General features: G+C 70.8%; 17 protein-coding genes. 9 read left to right on the top strand and 8 right to left on the bottom strand.

Annotated features, from left to right (window positions below):
* Nucleotides 1-457: 457 nt before the first annotated feature.
* A complete protein-coding gene (locus ACO1BR_RS02890) occupies nucleotides 458-1,360 on the top strand; it encodes a TetR/AcrR family transcriptional regulator (protein ID WP_426793436.1) in 903 nt (300 codons plus the stop codon).
* 91 nt (nucleotides 1,361-1,451) lie between these two features.
* Here the strand turns inward: ACO1BR_RS02890 and ACO1BR_RS02885 are convergent, their stop codons facing one another.
* Entirely contained in the window at nucleotides 1,452-1,904 is a 453-nt protein-coding gene (locus ACO1BR_RS02885) for an N-acetyltransferase family protein (protein WP_426793435.1), read from the bottom strand.
* A gap of 56 nt (nucleotides 1,905-1,960) precedes the next feature.
* Nucleotides 1,961-2,443, bottom strand: coding sequence for a MarR family winged helix-turn-helix transcriptional regulator (locus tag ACO1BR_RS02880; RefSeq protein WP_426793434.1), 483 nt, complete (start codon nucleotides 2,441-2,443; stop codon nucleotides 1,961-1,963).
* A 149-nt stretch (nucleotides 2,444-2,592) separates the two neighbouring features.
* Between ACO1BR_RS02880 and ACO1BR_RS02875 the strand changes: the two genes are divergently transcribed.
* Complete coding sequence (locus ACO1BR_RS02875; protein WP_426793433.1) at nucleotides 2,593-3,813, top strand: MFS transporter; 1,221 nt, start codon at nucleotides 2,593-2,595, stop codon at nucleotides 3,811-3,813.
* A 116-nt stretch (nucleotides 3,814-3,929) separates the two neighbouring features.
* Here ACO1BR_RS02875 and ACO1BR_RS02870 read toward each other — a convergent pair whose 3' ends face one another.
* Complete coding sequence (locus tag ACO1BR_RS02870; RefSeq protein WP_426793432.1) at nucleotides 3,930-4,463, bottom strand: DUF2269 domain-containing protein; 534 nt, start codon at nucleotides 4,461-4,463, stop codon at nucleotides 3,930-3,932.
* Between the two features lie 420 nt (nucleotides 4,464-4,883).
* On the opposite strand from ACO1BR_RS02870, the gene ACO1BR_RS02865 reads away from it, so the two are divergent.
* The 3 genes from ACO1BR_RS02865 (at nucleotide 4,884) to ACO1BR_RS02855 (ending at nucleotide 8,716) form a co-directional block, all read left to right on the top strand.
* Nucleotides 4,884-5,519, top strand: coding sequence for an HAD family hydrolase (locus tag ACO1BR_RS02865; RefSeq protein ID WP_426793431.1), 636 nt, complete (start codon nucleotides 4,884-4,886; stop codon nucleotides 5,517-5,519).
* Nucleotides 5,520-5,967: 448 nt separating this feature from the next.
* A complete protein-coding gene (locus ACO1BR_RS02860) occupies nucleotides 5,968-7,770 on the top strand; it encodes a globin domain-containing protein (protein WP_426793716.1) in 1,803 nt (600 codons plus the stop codon).
* A gap of 94 nt (nucleotides 7,771-7,864) precedes the next feature.
* A complete protein-coding gene (locus tag ACO1BR_RS02855; RefSeq protein WP_426793715.1) occupies nucleotides 7,865-8,716 on the top strand; it encodes a pyridoxamine 5'-phosphate oxidase family protein in 852 nt (283 codons plus the stop codon).
* A 33-nt stretch (nucleotides 8,717-8,749) separates the two neighbouring features.
* Here ACO1BR_RS02855 and ACO1BR_RS02850 read toward each other — a convergent pair whose 3' ends face one another.
* From ACO1BR_RS02850 to ACO1BR_RS02830, 5 genes are all read right to left on the bottom strand, one after another.
* Nucleotides 8,750-9,229, bottom strand: a complete 480-nt coding sequence (locus tag ACO1BR_RS02850) for an NUDIX domain-containing protein (RefSeq protein ID WP_159509479.1) — start codon at nucleotides 9,227-9,229, stop codon at nucleotides 8,750-8,752.
* Nucleotides 9,230-9,283: 54 nt separating this feature from the next.
* Complete coding sequence (locus tag ACO1BR_RS02845; RefSeq protein WP_426793430.1) at nucleotides 9,284-10,180, bottom strand: LysR family transcriptional regulator; 897 nt, start codon at nucleotides 10,178-10,180, stop codon at nucleotides 9,284-9,286.
* A 259-nt stretch (nucleotides 10,181-10,439) separates the two neighbouring features.
* Nucleotides 10,440-11,588 carry a cystathionine gamma-lyase gene (locus tag ACO1BR_RS02840; protein WP_426793429.1) on the bottom strand — a complete coding sequence of 383 codons (1,149 nt, stop codon included), beginning with the start codon at nucleotides 11,586-11,588 and terminating at the stop codon, nucleotides 10,440-10,442.
* Nucleotides 11,585-12,139, bottom strand: coding sequence for a low molecular weight protein-tyrosine-phosphatase (locus tag ACO1BR_RS02835; protein WP_426793428.1), 555 nt, complete (start codon nucleotides 12,137-12,139; stop codon nucleotides 11,585-11,587). The genes ACO1BR_RS02840 and ACO1BR_RS02835 overlap by 4 nt, the downstream gene beginning before the upstream one ends.
* A 3-nt stretch (nucleotides 12,140-12,142) precedes the next feature.
* The gene (locus ACO1BR_RS02830; protein WP_426793427.1) at nucleotides 12,143-12,520 is read right to left on the bottom strand and encodes a phage holin family protein; all 378 of its coding nucleotides are present in this window, start codon (nucleotides 12,518-12,520) and stop codon (nucleotides 12,143-12,145) included.
* Between the two features lie 48 nt (nucleotides 12,521-12,568).
* Here ACO1BR_RS02830 and ACO1BR_RS02825 point away from each other — a divergent pair, with 48 nt between their 5' ends.
* The 4 genes from ACO1BR_RS02825 (at nucleotide 12,569) to ACO1BR_RS02810 (ending at nucleotide 15,093) form a co-directional block, all read left to right on the top strand.
* Entirely contained in the window at nucleotides 12,569-12,886 is a 318-nt protein-coding gene (locus ACO1BR_RS02825; RefSeq protein WP_159509469.1) for a cupin domain-containing protein, read from the top strand.
* A gap of 195 nt (nucleotides 12,887-13,081) precedes the next feature.
* Nucleotides 13,082-13,306 (top strand): DUF5326 family protein, encoded by a 225-nt coding sequence (locus tag ACO1BR_RS02820; protein ID WP_159509467.1) that lies wholly within the window; start codon nucleotides 13,082-13,084, stop codon nucleotides 13,304-13,306.
* Nucleotides 13,307-13,783: 477 nt separating this feature from the next.
* Nucleotides 13,784-14,566 carry an IclR family transcriptional regulator gene (locus tag ACO1BR_RS02815; protein ID WP_426793426.1) on the top strand — a complete coding sequence of 261 codons (783 nt, stop codon included), beginning with the start codon at nucleotides 13,784-13,786 and terminating at the stop codon, nucleotides 14,564-14,566.
* Nucleotides 14,567-14,670: 104 nt separating this feature from the next.
* The gene (locus tag ACO1BR_RS02810) at nucleotides 14,671-15,093 is read left to right on the top strand and encodes an SsgA family sporulation/cell division regulator (RefSeq protein ID WP_201305126.1); all 423 of its coding nucleotides are present in this window, start codon (nucleotides 14,671-14,673) and stop codon (nucleotides 15,091-15,093) included.
* Nucleotides 15,094-15,255: the final 162 nt, after the last annotated feature.

Raw genomic sequence — 15,255 nt, 5'->3', positions numbered from 1 at the left:
AAAACCCCCCCCCCACCCCTTTGCCGTAGCGCTTTTTTCCGGCTTTGGATTCGTCACCCATTCGGGCCCCAACTTCCCTATTCTGGCCGCCTGTTGGTGTGAGCAAGGGGGAGGGGGTGGAGCGCCCGCCATTCGCCGGACGGGCTTCGCGTCCTGTCGCGGGCTGTTCTCGTGAGGCGCCGCACGGTCCCCTGCGCCACGCCGGGGCGGTCCTCGTATCGCGCCGTACGCCCGCCGGATTCGACGCCGGCTCCTCAAGGCCACCGCTGCTCCGGCACATCCGACGCCGCCTCATCAAGCCCGACGAGTCTCCGTGTCGCGTTCCGGCCCGTGAGTCACGGTCTCCACCCTCCGCGTCGCCGGCATCGGCCACACCCGCAAGTGTGGCGATACGCACGCATGTTTTAGGGCTCTCGTAGAATCGGAACGATCAGCCCGGTTAAATACCGGGTCTGGAATGCGGTGGAGTCGGACGGTTTCGGGAGACGTGCGGATGTCGGACGGCGGGGCGGTGCCGTCGCGTGCGGATGCCCGGCGCAATCGGGCGCTGGTCCTTCAGGCGGCGCGATCGGCGTTCGAGGAGCGGGGGTTGCGGGTTCCGCTGGGGGAGATCGCGCGTCGTGCCGGAGTCGGAGCGGGGACCGTGTACCGCCATTTCCCGTCCAAGGACGCCCTGTTCAGGGCGTCGGTCAGGGACCGGATGCGGCTTTTCGCCGATACCGCAACGGACTTGGCCGAGGTCGACGATCCCGGCGGGGTGTTCTTCCGCTTCCTGGCGTCGGTCGTCCGGCTGGCGGCCCGCAACCGGGCGCTGTGCGATTCGCTGGAGGCGGCCGGCGAGGACGGGCCGGAGCTGTTGGGTGAGGCCTCGGGGGCGCCCGAGCGGGACTTCGTGGCGGCGCTGGGCGTCCTGCTGGCCAGGGCCCAAGAGGCGGGCGCGGTAAGGGCGGATGTGCAGCTGGAGGACGTCCGCGTCTTGCTGGTCGGGTGTACGGCGATGGAGCGACGGCGAGCCGGGGGGAGGGGCCCGGCGGACGGCGGAGCGGGTTCGGGAGCGGCGTCGGCGGGCCGGATGACGGCGCTGGTGCTCGACGGCCTACGCGCCGTCCCGACCGTAACGGAACTGCCACCCGCACCGCCGGTGCGTGACGAAACCGGAGGCGGGGCCGGGAGCGTGACCGGGAGAGGGAACGGGGACAGGGACAAGGCGAGGAACGCATCTCGGGGCACGGCCCGGTGTCAGGTGTGCGGCGAGGCGATCGCGGCAGCGCGTACCGGCCGGCCTGCGCGGTACTGCGGAGGTGCCTGCCGGCAGAAGGCCCACCGTGCGCGCGGGCGGGCGCGGGGCGCTACCTCGTAGGAGGTGCCCCGCCCCATGGCTGCGCCGGCCCGTTCCCGCTGAGCCGGCCCCGCTTCCCTTCGGCCGGCTCCCGTGCGGTGCCCGGCCCGGGTCAGAGCTGGAGCTTGAAGCCCAGGTGGGACGCCTCGAAGCCGAGGCGTTCGTAGAAGCGGTGGGCGTCGACGCGTGTGGCGTCGGAGGTGAGCTGGACGAGCAGGCAGCCGAGGGAGCGGGATTCGGCGATCGCCCACTCGATGAGCTGGGTGCCGAGGCCGCTGCCGCGCTCGTCGGCATGGATCCGTACCGCCTCGATGATCGAGCGGGTGGCGCCGCGCCGGGAGATGCCGGGGATCACCGTGAGCTGCAGCGTGCCGATCGTACGGCCGTCCCGGACCGCGACGACCAGGTGCTGATGCGGGTCGGCGGCCACCCGCGCGAACGCGGCGCGGTACGGGGCCATGTCGTCCGGTGATTCGCGGCCGGCGCCCAGGGGGTCGTCGGCGAGCATGGCGACGATGGCGGGCAGGTCGGCCTCGGTGGCCCGGCGTATCTCGATATCGCTCATGGGCGCGACCTTATGCCGAGCCCGCGGCACGGCCGAGGAGCCGGGCCCGCCGGGCGTCACACCGGCGGTGCCAACTCCTCGACGGCGGTCACCAGCGGTGCCAGCTCGGGCCGCTTGGCGGCGTCCTTGAGGGCCTCGCGCAGCGCGGTGTCGTGCGTGGGCCGGGCCTCCGTGAGGAGGTGCAGGCCGTCGGGGGTGACGTCGGTGTAGATGCCGCGCCGGTCGTCCGGGCACAGATAGCGGGAGAGCAGCCCGCGCTCTTCGAGCCGGGTCACCAGGCGGGTGGTGGCGCTCTGGCTGAGGACGACCGAGTCGGCGACCTGGTGCATCCGGAGGTGGCCACCCGGCCCGTCGTGCTGCTCGCTGAGCACGTTGAGCACCGAGAACTCCCGGACGCTGAGGTGGTACTGGGCCTGGAGGGCGCGCTCTATGTGTGTCTCGATACGGCCGTGCAGGGCGGAGAGCGCGCACCAGCCCTGAGCGAGGCCCCCGGCAGCAGTCGCCTGGGCCTGTGCCGTCTCCCGCGTCCGCTGCGTCATCGAAGACCTCCTCGTGCGTCGTACGAACCAGGATAGGGCACATCTGAAATATCCCGCGCTTGCAATTATTCGGCGTCTGCAATTATTGTTGACGCTCGTAAAGGACGGACGCAATCAACGGACGTACGCACTAGTCGGAGGGATCCGCCATGCCTCTCGCTCTCCTGGCACTCGCCATCGGAGCCTTCGGGATCGGGACGACCGAGTTCGCGGTCATGGGCCTGCTGCCCGACATGGCGGCCGGGTTCGGTGTCTCCATCCCGCTCGCCGGTTACGCGACCACGGTCTATGCCCTCGGGGTGGTGGCCGGCGCGCCGCTGATGACCGTCCTCGGCACCCGCTTCACCCGCAAGCAGATGCTGATGCTGCTGATGGGCCTCTTCATCGTGGGCAATGCGCTCACCGGCCTCGCGCCCACCTTCGCGCTGGTGCTCGCCGGGCGGGTCGTCTCCGCGTTCGCCCACGGCGCGTTCTTCGGTATCGGTGCTCTCGTGGCCGCCGATCTCGTCGCGCCGGACAAGCGGGCCACCGCGATCTCGCTGATGTTCAGCGGCCTGACCGTCGCCACTGTCGTGGGTGTGCCGGTCGGCACCCTGCTCAGCCAGCAGTTCGGCTGGCGCACCACCTTCTACGCGATCGCCGGGTTCGGCGTGCTCGCGCTGCTCGGCATCGTCAAGCTCGTCCCGGCGCAGCGGGCGAAGGCGGCGGCCCGGATAGGCAGCGAGCTCGCGGTCTTCCGCAATCCGCAGGTCGGGCTGGCCATGCTGATGACGATCCTGGGCTTCGGCGGCGTCTTCGCGGCGGTCACCTACCTCGCCTCGATGATGACCGAGGTCACCGGCTTCGCGGCGTCCTCCGTCGTCTGGCTGACCGCCGTCTTCGGCCTCGGCATGGTCGGTGGAAACCTGTTCTCCGGACGGTTCACCGACCGCGCCATGATGCCGATGCTGTACGCGTCGCTGACCGGTCTGGCGCTGGTCCTGGCCGCGTTCACGTTCAGCGCGCACAACAAGATCGCCGCCACCGTCACCGTCGCGCTCATAGGCTTCTTCGGCTTCGCGACCGTACCGCCGCTGCAGAAGCGGGTGCTGGACCAGGCGGCTTCCGCGCCCACGCTTGCCTCGGCCGGCAATATCGCGGCCTTCAACTTCGGTAACGCGCTGGCAGCTTGGCTCGGCGGGCTGGTCCTCTCGGCCGGGCTCGGATTCACCTCGGTCAACTGGGTCGGCGCGCTGATGACCGTAGCGGCGCTCGGTGTGGCGGTACTGGCCTCGGTCCTGGAGCGCCGGCAGACGGGCCGCGGCCAGGTGGTGACGGCGGGCGGTCCGGCCGCGGTCTCCGACGAGCCGATACCGGCGGGGCGGAGCTGAGCCCCCTGGGGCCGCCGCCCGGGAGAACGGCGGCCCCAGGAGGTGGGGGGCGAGCTGCCGCACTGTATGGCCCTCGCCCGCCCCGGCACCGGGTGGTGCTCACCCGCCCGAGGCGCTTACCCGGTCCGGGCCCCGCGGCGTTCGCGGGCCGCGGTCGACCGCGCCGCACGCAGCCGGCGGCCCCGTTGGGTCGGCCCCCACGGCTTGAGGACGGAGATCGCGGTCATGAAGAGGTATGCGGCGGTGGCGACCGCCGGCGCCACGAGGAGGTTGACGTCGGGCGCCGGGTGGCCGGCGGCGGCCTGGGCCGCGAGGTGGTCGATACCGGGGCGGAGCGCGAAGACCGACAGCGCCGTGGTCAGCACGGTGAGCCAGAACTTGACGGCGACCCAGCGATGGCGGATCAGCCCCCAGTGGGTGCCTAGCGACAGCACCAGTCCGCTGACCAGTGAGACCAGGGCCACGGGGACGATGAGCCAGTCCGCGAAGATCTTCATCGCGCGGTAGGCGACCGCGGCCGTTTCCGGGGAGCCGGTCGTGAAGCCGGTGAGGCTGAGTGCGAGGAGTCCGGCGGTCAGCCCCAGCCAGCTGACGGACACGGCGACATGGACGACGAGGAGGGCCCGGCGGGCAGGGCGGCTGAGCTGCATACCTCCCACGGTGGCGGTCGGCGCCCGGCCGGACATCTGACGGCGGGAGTATCCGCCCGTACGCGGGCTTGAGTACGGGCAGACGGCGGCGGCACCTCCCCGGTCCCGACGCCCGCGCCGTGCGGGCGTCCCGCCGGCCCGCCCCTGGCGCGGGTCCGCAGCCCGCGACCGGGCGCACGACGCTCGCTCCGGATGAATCAGGATGACCTGGGGTAAGTCGGAGTAACTCAGTGAAACTCAGGGCAATTTCCAGCAACTCAGGGCGACTTCGGACGGTGCTCTCCTGTACGTCGCGGCGCGGTACCTCGCCGCGTCGCCGGTGCACCAGCGGAGAGCCGCCGTGCCACTCCGCCGGTGCTCGTGCAGACCCCAGGGCCTTTCCGTCCCCTGACTCATGGGGCAGACCCTAGGCTCCGCCCCATGAGCAAGCTGCATCTGTTCGACATGGACGGGACCCTGCTCCACGGGTCCGCGGCGGCCGTGGAGATCTCCGGCCAGCTGGGGCTGGACCGGGAGATCGCCGAGCTGGAGCACCGGTTCGCCGCGGGTGAGCTGACGCCGGCGCGCTTCGCGCAGCTGGCATGTGATCTCTGGGCCGCCGAGCTGACCGAGGCTCAAGTGGCGGCGGCCTTCGAGGGTGCGCCGTGGCTGACCGGAATCCGGGAGGTCTGGGCGGATATCCGGGCACGCGGCGAACGGTGCGCCGTGATTTCCCTCTCGCCGGGATTCTTCGTGGAACGGCTGCTGGCATGGGGCGCGGACACCGCACACGGCTCCCGCTGGCCCTCCGTGCCGATCCGCCAGCCGCTGGAACCGGCCGGCATCCTCTCGCCGTCCGCGAAGGTACGGATCGCGGACGAACTGTGTGTGCGGTACGGGCTGAGCCGGGCCGACTGCGTGGCGTACGGCGACTCCATGTCGGATGCCGAACTCTTCGCGGTGGTACCGGAGTCGGTCGCGGTGAATGCGGATCACCATGTCAGCGGCCTGGCGTCGTATGCGTACACGGGACGTGATCTTCGGGAGGCATACGAACTGGTGCGTACTCGCGAGTAATTCATTGCTTTCCGCGACGGATTCGTCCGCTTGGTACGCGGAAAATGCTGTCTGTGGGGAGGATCACTGTTAATGGTGGTGCCGCACGGAGTGTTCCCAGATCGGGGCTTGTGGTTTCAACTACTGCCGGTATGGTCGAGTCCGGCTTGGCGGGGTGAGGGTCCCCGTGGCCGCGCGAACGGCAGGCAAAGCTCGTCAGCCTAGCGGCTCCGCGGTCCGTGACACCCGGACTTCCGACTATTTGTCCGATGCGGTCGACCAGGGTGGCATCCTGACGGGACGGCATCTGCGCTACTTGCCATAGGGAAGTGAGATTTGTCCGCTTTGAAGGATGTTGCCGGGATCGCTTGAGTCGATTAAGAATTCCGGGGCAGGGCGGGGGAATTCCGACAGTTCCGATCAACGGAACTGCAAACACCACCGAATGACGTTCGAGGCGAGGCAGACCATGGACGCTCCGACCACCACGTCGGCCGATAGCGGCTCTTCTGGCGGGAGCAGTGGCGATTGGGGTTGGTTCACTCCGGCGTCGAAGAAATCCGCCGCGGAGAAGCCGCCGAGACAAAACGCCCGGGACGGGCAGCCATCGACCCAGGACAAGCGGAATGACCGGGACGAGCAGGATGACCGGGGCGAACGCCCTGAAGCGGAACGGATACCCGCGCGTCCGGTCAATCCGATACGCCCGGTAGGTACCGCCGCGGAGCGGGTGCGCGAGCCGGAGCCGCAACGGGTGCCGCAGCAGGGACCGGCGCCGCAGCGGGAAACGGGCCGTCAGGCCGGCTCCCCCGCGTACGCCGAGCGGTCCGCCGCTCCGCATGCCGAGCAGGCCGTCCCCGCCCCCGCCTCCTCCCCCGCGTCCGCGTATGCCGCTCCGCGCCGCGAGGCCGAGCCGGAGCCCGTGCACGAGCCGGTGCGGAACCCCTTCGACGGGTTCGGCGCCACCGACCCCCGCACCGCTCGGACGGCATCGGCCCCGCCGCCCCCGGCTGCCGCCCCGGCCCCGCCGGCTCCCGCCGCCCCGCCGACCCCCACGGCCCCTCCGGCCCCGCTCGCTCCGGAGCCCACCCTCAGCGCCGTGACGGCATCCGCCTCCGGCAAGAAGCCGGCCTCTCCCGACGCGATCCTCATCCGCCGCACCATGGCCGAGATCGAGCCGGTCGCCGACAAGGTCACCTCGTACTTCTACGCGCTGCTGTTCGTCCAGCACCCCGATACGCGGGCGCTGTTCCCCGCCGCGATGGACACCCAGCGCGACCGGCTCTTCAAGGCGTTGCTCACCGCGGCCCAGCACGTTGACGACGCCGCGGTGCTCACCGACTACCTCTCCCACCTGGGCCGCGGGCACCGCAAATACGGGACCGTGCCCGACCACTACCCGGCGGTCGGTGAATGCCTGCTGGCCGCGCTCTCCCGTTACGCGACGTCCAGTTGGAGCCCGGAGGCCCAGGCCGCGTGGGTGCGGGCGTACACCGCGATCTCGCAGATCATGATCGACGCGGCGGCCGAGAACGAGGCCGTCGCGCCCGCCTGGTGGCAGGCCGAGGTCGTCTCGCACGAGCTGCGCACGCCCGACACCGCGGTGGTGACGGTGCGGCCGGACCAGCCGTACCCCTTCCGGGCCGGTCAGTACACCAGTCTGGAGACGCCGTGGTGGCCGCGGGTCTGGCGGCACTACTCCTTCGCCTCCGCGCCGCGTTCGGACGGGCTGCTGTCGTTCCATGTGAAGGCGGTGCCGGCCGGCTGGGTCTCCAACGCGATGGTGCACCGCGCCCGGCCCGGCGACGTGCTCCGGCTCGGCGCCCCGGCCGGTTCCATGACCGTCGACCACACCCACCGCAGCGGCCTGCTGTGCGTCGGCGGCGGCACCGGCATCGCGCCCATCAAGGCACTGGTCGAGGATGTCGCGGAACACGGCGTCCGGCGCCCCGTGGACGTCTTCTACGGCGCCCGCAGCGACCACGACCTCTACGACATCGACACCATGCTGCGGCTGGCGGAGACCCACCCGTGGCTGTCGGTCCGTCCGGTCGTCGCCATCGGGCCCGGGAGGCGGGGCGGGCCCGGCACCATTACGGGGCAACTCCCCGATGCCGTACGGCGATACGGGCCGTACCGGGAATATGACGCGTATCTGTCCGGTCCGCCGGGGCTGATCCGCAGTGGGGTGGACGCTCTGGTGGGGGTCGGTGTTCCGTCCGATCGCATACGGCACGACTCCATCGAAGAGCTGGTATCGACGGGAGACTGAAGACTTGGCAGTAGACGGTGAATACGGCCGGGCAGGGGAGGGACGGGGCGCCTTCGGGCAGGAGGGGCGCCCCGGAAGCGATGGCGAGCACCTGGTGCAGCAGAGACTCGGCACGACCGAGCGTGCCGACCGGTTCTACAACGACCAGGTTCTCGACCATCTCAACGGCCGTATGCGGGAGTTCGTCGCGAGACAGGAGATGTTCTTCCTGGCCACCGCCGACCGCCACGGCGAATGCGACGCGACCTTCCGGGCCGGTCCGCCCGGCTTCGTGCAGGTGCTGGACCAGCGGCTGCTGGCGTACCCGGAGTACCGCGGCAACGGCGTCATGGCGTCCGTGGGCAACATCTCCGAGAACCCGCGCCTGGGCATCCTGATGATCGACTTCACCCGCGACCGCATAGGGCTGCACGTCAACGGCCGGGCTCGGGTGGTGCTGGACGAGGAGATGCGGGCCGCCCACCCCGAGCTGCCGGTCGACCCGGTTCCCGGCCGGCGGGCGCAGCTGTGGGTCGCGGTCGAGGTCGAAGAGGCGTACATCCACTGCGCCAAGCACATCCCCCATCTGCAGAAGGTCCCGGCGCAGGCGCGCGGCGCGCGGGCCTGGGGCACCGACGACGTCAAGCGCAAGGGCGGTGACTTCTTCGGTGCCGCCGCCGACGCGGCCGAACGCCCGCCGTTCCGGCGCCCGAAGCACAAGCACGAGCAGCTGCGGGGCGGCCTGCACGAGGACCTGGCGGAGCCGGAGCCCAGGGACGTCCCGGTGTACCGTCCGCTGGGCATCGTGCCCCGCACCGCTTCCCCGATCGCCCGGGACAGCGTGGCGGCGGCGCTGACCGGGGAGTTCGTCGACCGGGTCGAGCGGGTGCTGGCACGTGCCCAGCCGCGCAGTCCCGCCGAGGACTCTCCGGAGTTCCGCGGCTGGTTCGACCGGCCCGACGTCTGAGCCGGGGCGCGAGCGGCCGCGTCCGGTGGCCGCTCACCCCAGATCGGGGGCGTGCATCGCGCGCACGCCCTCGATGTTGCCGTCGAGGTAGTGCCGCAGCGAGAGCGGTACGACCTCGACGGAGGCGATCCCGACGCGGGTGAAGGGCACCCGCACGATCTCGTACTCCCCGCACGGCTCCTCGACCTCGGGGCCGTGCCGGCGCGAGAGGTCCATCGAGTCGAGCCGGCAGACGAAGAAGTGCTGCACCTTGACGCCGTCGACACCGCCGTCGCTGAAGTGCTCGACGGTGTCGACGAAGACCGGCACCACGTCCGTGATCTTGGCGCCCAGTTCCTCGTCCAGTTCGCGGTGCAGGGCGTCGATGACGGTGGCGTCCTCGGGCTCCACACCGCCGCCGGGAGTGATCCAGTACGGTGCCCGGCCCGGCTTGGTGCGTTTGATCAGTACGAGATCCGCTCCGTCGAGCAGAATCGCGCGGGCGGTGCGTTTGACGACTGGCCGTACGGTCATAGGGGACAGATGCCGCAGTCGCCGCCTGGTGAAACCCGTGCCCCACCACTCACGTCACCAGTCGACCGCCGTGCGCAGCAGCCACTCGTGTGCCCGCGCGATGTGCGGCAGCCCCAGCGTCCCGGTCCGTACGGCGAGAAAGTACGTGCGCAGTGGGGGCACCGGCGGTTCGAGGAGGGCGACCACGGCACCGCTGTCCAGCGCCTCGGTGCACAGGTAGCGGGGCAGCACGGCCAGCCCCGCGCCCGCCGCGACGCAGGTCAGCACGGCTCGCAGATCGGCGGCGATGACCGCTGCCGAGGCGGCGGGTTTGGCGTCGAAGACCGCGGACCAGTAGCGGGCGATCAGCGGCAGGCTCTCGTGGACCTCGACGAGCGGTACGGGATCCAGAACGCGTACGCCGCGGTCCTGGAGCACGCCGGGGCCGCCGACCCGGGCCGCCCAGCGGGGCGCGGCGACCAGCACGTGTTCCTCGTCGCACAGCGGGGTGGCGGTGAGCAGCCCGCCACGCGGACGGGTGGTGGTGACGGTCAGGTCGTGGTGGCCGGCGGCCAGGCCGTTGAGCAGCTCGTCGGCGGCGCCGAAGGCGGTGCGTATGGACAGGCCCTGGGCGATGAGCGGGGTCAGTGCGGGCAGTGCGCGCTCGGCGGTGAACTCCGGGGGGCCGCCGAGATGCAGGGTGCGGGTGGCGGAGTCCTGGTCCAGTCCGGCTTCGGTGATCTCGGTCAGTGCGTCGAGGTGGGGCGCGACCTTGTGGGCGAGCTCGTCGCCGACGGTGGTGGGGGTGACCCCGCGGGCGTAGCGGAGGAAGAGCGGGCGGCCCAACTGGCGTTCCAGAGCCCGTATTTGGCTGGTCACGGCGGGCTGGGACAGACCGAGCAGCGCCGCGGCACGGGTGAACGAGCCGGCCCGGTGCACGGTGACGAAGGTACGCAGCAGCGCCAGATCCATCGCGTACCTCCTGTGCCCCTAGGAAGCCTGGTCGCGCGCCAACTATAAATTTGTCGATAGGGATGTGTCGCTAGCGTGATTGGACACTGACGCTCAGTCAACTAGCCTTGTTGAAGCGGTTCGTTTCACGTGAAACAGCGGGTCCGAGCAACATCCGGGCCGGTGCAGGCGGACCGCCGGCCGGCAGGGTGACGAGGGGGGATACCCTGCCGGCCCTTCGCACGCCGCTGCCGCTGTCGGCGCGTCGCCGGTCGCGGTCTCAGGCGACCGGCCGGACATGGTGATCCGGATTGGCTGCGTCCAGCGCCCGGAGGACGTCCGCGACCAGATCCTCCGGCTCCTCGACGCCGACCGAGAAGCGGATGAAGCCCTCCGGCACGTCATCGCCGCCCCAGCGCCCGCGCCGCTCGGCGGTGGACCGTACGCCGCCGAAACTCGTCGCGTCGTCCACCAGCGTCAGCGCGCCCAGGAACCGCTCCGCATACGCCTGGTCCGGCAGCGTGAAGGAGACCACGCAGCCGAAGCGGCCGGAGTGCATCTGCCGGACGGCGAGCGGATGGGACGGGTCGGACGGCAGTCCGGGGTGCCGCAGGCCGGTGACCTCGGGGCGCTCGGCCAGCGCCATGGCGAGTGCCAGCGCGCCGGTCGCCTGCTGGCGGACGCGCAGCGCCAGGGTGGCCAGCGAGCGGTGTGCGAGCCAGCTCTCCATGGGGCCGGGGATCGCGCCGACGGTCTTGCGCCACAGCCGTACGTCGTCGGCCAGTGCGGCGTCGTGGGTGCTGGCGTACCCCAGCAGGACATCGCCGTGTCCGGTCAGTGCCTTGGTGCCGCTGGCGACCGAGAAGTCGGCGCCGAGGTCCAGTGGGCGCTGGCCGAGCGGGGTGGCGAGGGTGTTGTCAACGGCGACCAGGGCGCCGCGGGCGTGCGCCGCGTCGGCCAGCCGCCGGATGTCGCAGACGTCGAGACCGGGGTTGGAGGGGGATTCGATCCACAGCAGGCGGGCGCCGTCGAGGACGCCGAGCTGGGCGTCGTCCGCAGTGGGCGCCGTGCGCACCTCGATGCCGTAGCTCTCCAGACGGGTGCGGACGGCCGGCAGCAGCTGGTAGCCGTCGCTGGGCAGCACCACCGCGTCGCCGGAACGCAGTTGGGAGAAGAGGACGGCGGTGATCGCGGCCATGCCGGAGGCGAAGGCGACGGTCTGCGCGGGCCGGTCCGGCGATTCCAGTTCGCCGATGGCGGCTTCCAGCCGGGTCCAGGTCGGGTTGGCGTCGCGGCCGTAGGTGTAGGGACCGGCGGCGTCGCCGGGGAGGTGGTAGTGCGCCGCGAAGACCGGCCCGGGGAGGGGCGGTTCGTAGGCTGCCGACTCGGGGAGCCCGGCCCGTACGGCGCGGGTGCCGTCGCCCGTCATGCGCTCTCCTTCTGGTGGTGGGGCGGGTGCGGCCGGGGCTCGGCGGGGCCAGGAGCGCCGGAGGTGACCTCGGCGCGGACCGCCTCCAGGAGCCCGTCGCAGGCCGTTTCGATCATGTCCAGGCACTCCTCGAAATCCTCGGAGCCGCCGTAGTACGGGTCGGGTACGTCGAGGTCCGCGCCGGGCCCCGAGCCGGTGCCGTACGAGCGCAGCAGGCGGATCTTCGCGGCGTCCCGGGCGGTGGGGGCCAGCCTGCGCAGCTCGCGCAGATGGCCCGAGTCGAGCGCGATCACCAGGTCGAGGCGGGCGAACCAGGAGGCGCGGAACAGCCGGGCGGTGTGGGCGTACGGATAGCCGCCCGCGCGCAGTACGGCGACCGTGCGCGGGTCGGCTCCGTGGCCTTCGTGCCAGCCGCCGGTACCGGCGCTGTCGATCTCTACCAGGGCGTCGAGCCCGTCCTCCCCGATCCGGGCGCGGAAGACCGACTCGGCCATCGGCGAGCGGCAGATGTTGCCGGTGCAGACGAAGCAGACGCGATAGGGGGTGGACAAGTGTCAGTCCTCGTCGGGGAGAATCACGTGCATCGCCCAGGCGACGATGGAGACGATCACGCCGCCGACCAGGGCCGTCCAGAAGCCGTCCACATGGAAGGCCAGGTGTGCCTTGCCGGCGAGCCAGGAGGTCAGCAGCAGCATCAGCGCGTTCACGACGAGCGTGATCAGGCCGAGGGTGAGGATGAACAGGGGGAAGGACAGCAGCTTCACCACGGGCTTGACCAGGAAGTTGACCAGCCCGAAGATCAGCGCGACGAGGACGAGTGTCAGCACCTTGCGGCCGGTGTTCTCACCGGTGAGCGTGATGCCCTTGAGCAGCCAGATGGCCACGGCCAGTGCCGCGGCGTTGGCGATCGTCTTGACCAGAAAATGCTTCATGGTGAGATCGTCGCAGACGACTCTGAATCAGCGAGGGGTGCGAACGGCATGAAGGCTTTCCGACTGGATGAACTCGAAGCAGAGAGGGTCGCGAACGACGGCGCATATCTGCAGTTCCTCCGGGAACGCAACATGTCGGTCGGTCTGTACGCGCTGGATGCCGGCAGTACCGATCCGCAGCAGCCGCATGCGCAGGACGAGGTGTACCTCGTGGTCAGCGGCCGTGGGGCGATCACCGTGGGCACGGAGACGGAGCCGGTGGCGCGCGGCAGTGTGGTCTACGTCCCGGCCGGGGTACCCCACAAGTTCCATCACATCAGCGAGGACCTCCGGGTCATGGTGGTCTTCTCTCCGCCCGAGAGCTGAGGGTCGGACCCCGGAACCCGTAGGGGTCGGGTCAGGGATGAGCCGGGGCTGTCAGGCCCCCGCGGCGGCCCCCGGCGCCCTAGCATCGTTGGTGTAAGGCCGGAAGACCGGCAGACGCGCAGGGCGCGGACGGTGCCATCGGCGCGGCAGGCAGTGACCGACATCAGCGAGACAGACAGAAAGCAGGGCAGAGCAGTGGCTGGTAAGGGGATATTCGCAGGGCTTCCGTGGTGGGTCACCTGGGTCGTGGTGCCCGTCATCCTGATCGTGGTCTTCGGCGGGCTGCTCGCCACCGCTCTCGGCTTCCTGGTCAGCCTGCTGTTCAAGGTCCTGATCGCGGCGGCCCTGATTGCCGGCGTCATCTACCTCGTGCGGAGGTTCACCGGATCCTCGTCGTCCTCCTCGAAGAGCGACTGGTAAGGCCGGGTCCTACTGACCGACACTGTCCGGCCCGCACCGTCCGATGACGCCCTGCCCCGCTTCGGGGGCAGGGCGTCCGGCGTTCCGGAGGGGCGCCGGCCGGAGTGTCCGGTTCCGCTCCGACACTCCCGCCCTCCGCGGTCGAACGCGGTTCGGATACCTGCCTGTTGATCCCCCTTCGTGCGGGGGGAGTTCAGCGTATTGGAGCTGTTCGCCCGGTGTGTGAGCCTGGCCCCTCGTGTCATCGCCGGATGCCGGCTGTCCCGGCCGGGTTAACTCCCCCGGCTTTCCGCTCGCGGCCCTGATCCGCGCGGCTAGAGTGCGAGCGCGGGCGTCTTCCGGATGCTGACGTTCCGGAAAGTACCGGGTGGGCGAGGACGAGCCGGGCGTCGCCGATGATGCCCCGGGAGACGTGCGTGGTCGCGGGAGCGGGTCCCGGGACCGGGGCCATGGGCCCCTGGCGTTCGTACCTGGGGGATGGTGTTGGCGATCGTGAACGGCGAATCCGGCTCTCACCCCACTCTGATCGGATCGGTGCAGCGGGCGCTGCGGCTGCTGGAGGCGGTTGCCGCGCATCCCGACGGGGCGCCCGCCAAGCAACTCGCCCGAGAGGCCGGACTCCCGCTGCCGACGACCTACCACCTGCTGCGGACCCTGACCCACGAGGGCTATCTGCGCCGGGAGAACGGCGTCTTCGTCGTCGGCGAGGGCGCCGAGTGCATCGGCCGGGCCGGAGCCTGGCGGCGCCAGCGCCGCCAGCTCTCCGAGGTGCTGGCCATGGCGGGCCGGGAACTGGGCGCCGCCGTCTACTTCGCCGTCTACCGCGAGGGTGAGGTGGAGGTGGTGGCGATGACCGACGATCCGCGGCGGCCACCGGTCGACGAGTGGGTCGACTTCCGTACCAGCGCCCATGCCCATGCGATCGGGCAGTGCCTGCTGGCGCAGCTCGACGAGGCGTCCAGGAAGGAGCATCTGGCGCGTTATCCCGTGCGGTCGATAACGCCCTTCTCCCTGCGATCCGAGGGTGAGCTGCTGCAACGGTTGGCTACGGTGCGTCGCGGCCAGGTCGCGTACGAACGTCAGGAATATGCCATGGGCACGGTGTGCTCGGCGATTCCGATCCGGGTCGGCTCGGCCGCGGCGACGCTGGCGGTCTCCCTCCCCGTGACGGAACTGCATCGATTGCGGTCGGTTACGGATCGACTACGGAAAATGGCGGAGGAGGTACTAACGACACTCGCCTTCTCTATCAGTATCTGAAAACTCACTCCTTGTGATCTGCCTGTGTGTGGCCGACTATGGCGTCCATACGGCTTCCGGGGATGATTCCCGGCCATCTCCGATCAAGTGCGGGGCAGTGGTTGATGAGCGACACGGTTCAGGCAGAAGTGATCATGAGCTTTCTCGTCTCGGAGGAGCTCGCCTTTCGGATCCCGGTGGAGCTGGACTTCGACAGCGCCGATCCGTATGCGGTCCGGCTCACCTTCGACCTTCCCGGCGATGCGCCGGTGACCTGGGCGTTCGGGCGTGAGCTGCTGCTGGACGGGCTGGGCCGCCCGTCCGGTGAGGGCGACGTACGGATCGAGCCGTCCTCCCCCGAGCACCTCAGCGATGTCTACATCAGCCTGCAAGTCGGCCCCGAGCGGGCCCTGTTCCGGGCCAGCGCGCCGCCGCTGATCGCCTTCCTGGACCGCACGGACCGGCTCGTCCCGCTGGGCAAGGAAGAGGTCTGCGACACCCTGGAAGCCGCGCTGGACCGGATCCTCGCGGAGGCGCCGGCCGGCTGATCCCGCCGCCCCGCCCGGTCCACCGCCCACCGCCTCCGGCCGGACCGGCACCCCGGCCGCTCCCCGCCCAGAACCGAACCGCCCGCAGCCGCCCGCCACTTCACCCGAATCCGCCTGCCCGCCTCCGTCACCGCTTGCGGCGCCGTCCGTGCGCCGCGCGCC

The sequence above is a fragment of the Streptomyces sp. YGL11-2 genome (assembly GCF_050054615.1).
Lineage (GTDB): Bacteria > Actinomycetota > Actinomycetes > Streptomycetales > Streptomycetaceae > Streptomyces.
The sequence above is the reverse complement of the archived record's forward strand: the minus strand, read 5'-3'. Positions and strand labels throughout refer to the sequence as shown.

Coding starts and splice junctions, on each gene's coding strand:
- ACO1BR_RS02880 (WP_426793434.1), bottom strand. CDS start 2,443: ATGACGCAGCGGACGCGGGAGACGGCACAGGCCCAGGCGACTGCTGCC.
- ACO1BR_RS02870 (WP_426793432.1), bottom strand. CDS start 4,463: ATGCAGCTCAGCCGCCCTGCCCGCCGGGCCCTCCTCGTCGTCCATGTC.
- ACO1BR_RS02890 (WP_426793436.1), top strand. CDS start 458: ATGCGGTGGAGTCGGACGGTTTCGGGAGACGTGCGGATGTCGGACGGC.
- ACO1BR_RS02825 (WP_159509469.1), top strand. CDS start 12,569: ATGAAGGCTTTCCGACTGGATGAACTCGAAGCAGAGAGGGTCGCGAAC.
- ACO1BR_RS02885 (WP_426793435.1), bottom strand. CDS start 1,904: ATGAGCGATATCGAGATACGCCGGGCCACCGAGGCCGACCTGCCCGCC.
- ACO1BR_RS02850 (WP_159509479.1), bottom strand. CDS start 9,229: ATGACCGTACGGCCAGTCGTCAAACGCACCGCCCGCGCGATTCTGCTC.
- ACO1BR_RS02810 (WP_201305126.1), top strand. CDS start 14,671: ATGAGCGACACGGTTCAGGCAGAAGTGATCATGAGCTTTCTCGTCTCG.
- ACO1BR_RS02875 (WP_426793433.1), top strand. CDS start 2,593: ATGCCTCTCGCTCTCCTGGCACTCGCCATCGGAGCCTTCGGGATCGGG.
- ACO1BR_RS02830 (WP_426793427.1), bottom strand. CDS start 12,520: ATGAAGCATTTTCTGGTCAAGACGATCGCCAACGCCGCGGCACTGGCC.
- ACO1BR_RS02860 (WP_426793716.1), top strand. CDS start 5,968: ATGGACGCTCCGACCACCACGTCGGCCGATAGCGGCTCTTCTGGCGGG.
- ACO1BR_RS02865 (WP_426793431.1), top strand. CDS start 4,884: ATGAGCAAGCTGCATCTGTTCGACATGGACGGGACCCTGCTCCACGGG.
- ACO1BR_RS02845 (WP_426793430.1), bottom strand. CDS start 10,180: ATGGATCTGGCGCTGCTGCGTACCTTCGTCACCGTGCACCGGGCCGGC.
- ACO1BR_RS02840 (WP_426793429.1), bottom strand. CDS start 11,588: ATGACGGGCGACGGCACCCGCGCCGTACGGGCCGGGCTCCCCGAGTCG.
- ACO1BR_RS02815 (WP_426793426.1), top strand. CDS start 13,784: ATGGTGTTGGCGATCGTGAACGGCGAATCCGGCTCTCACCCCACTCTG.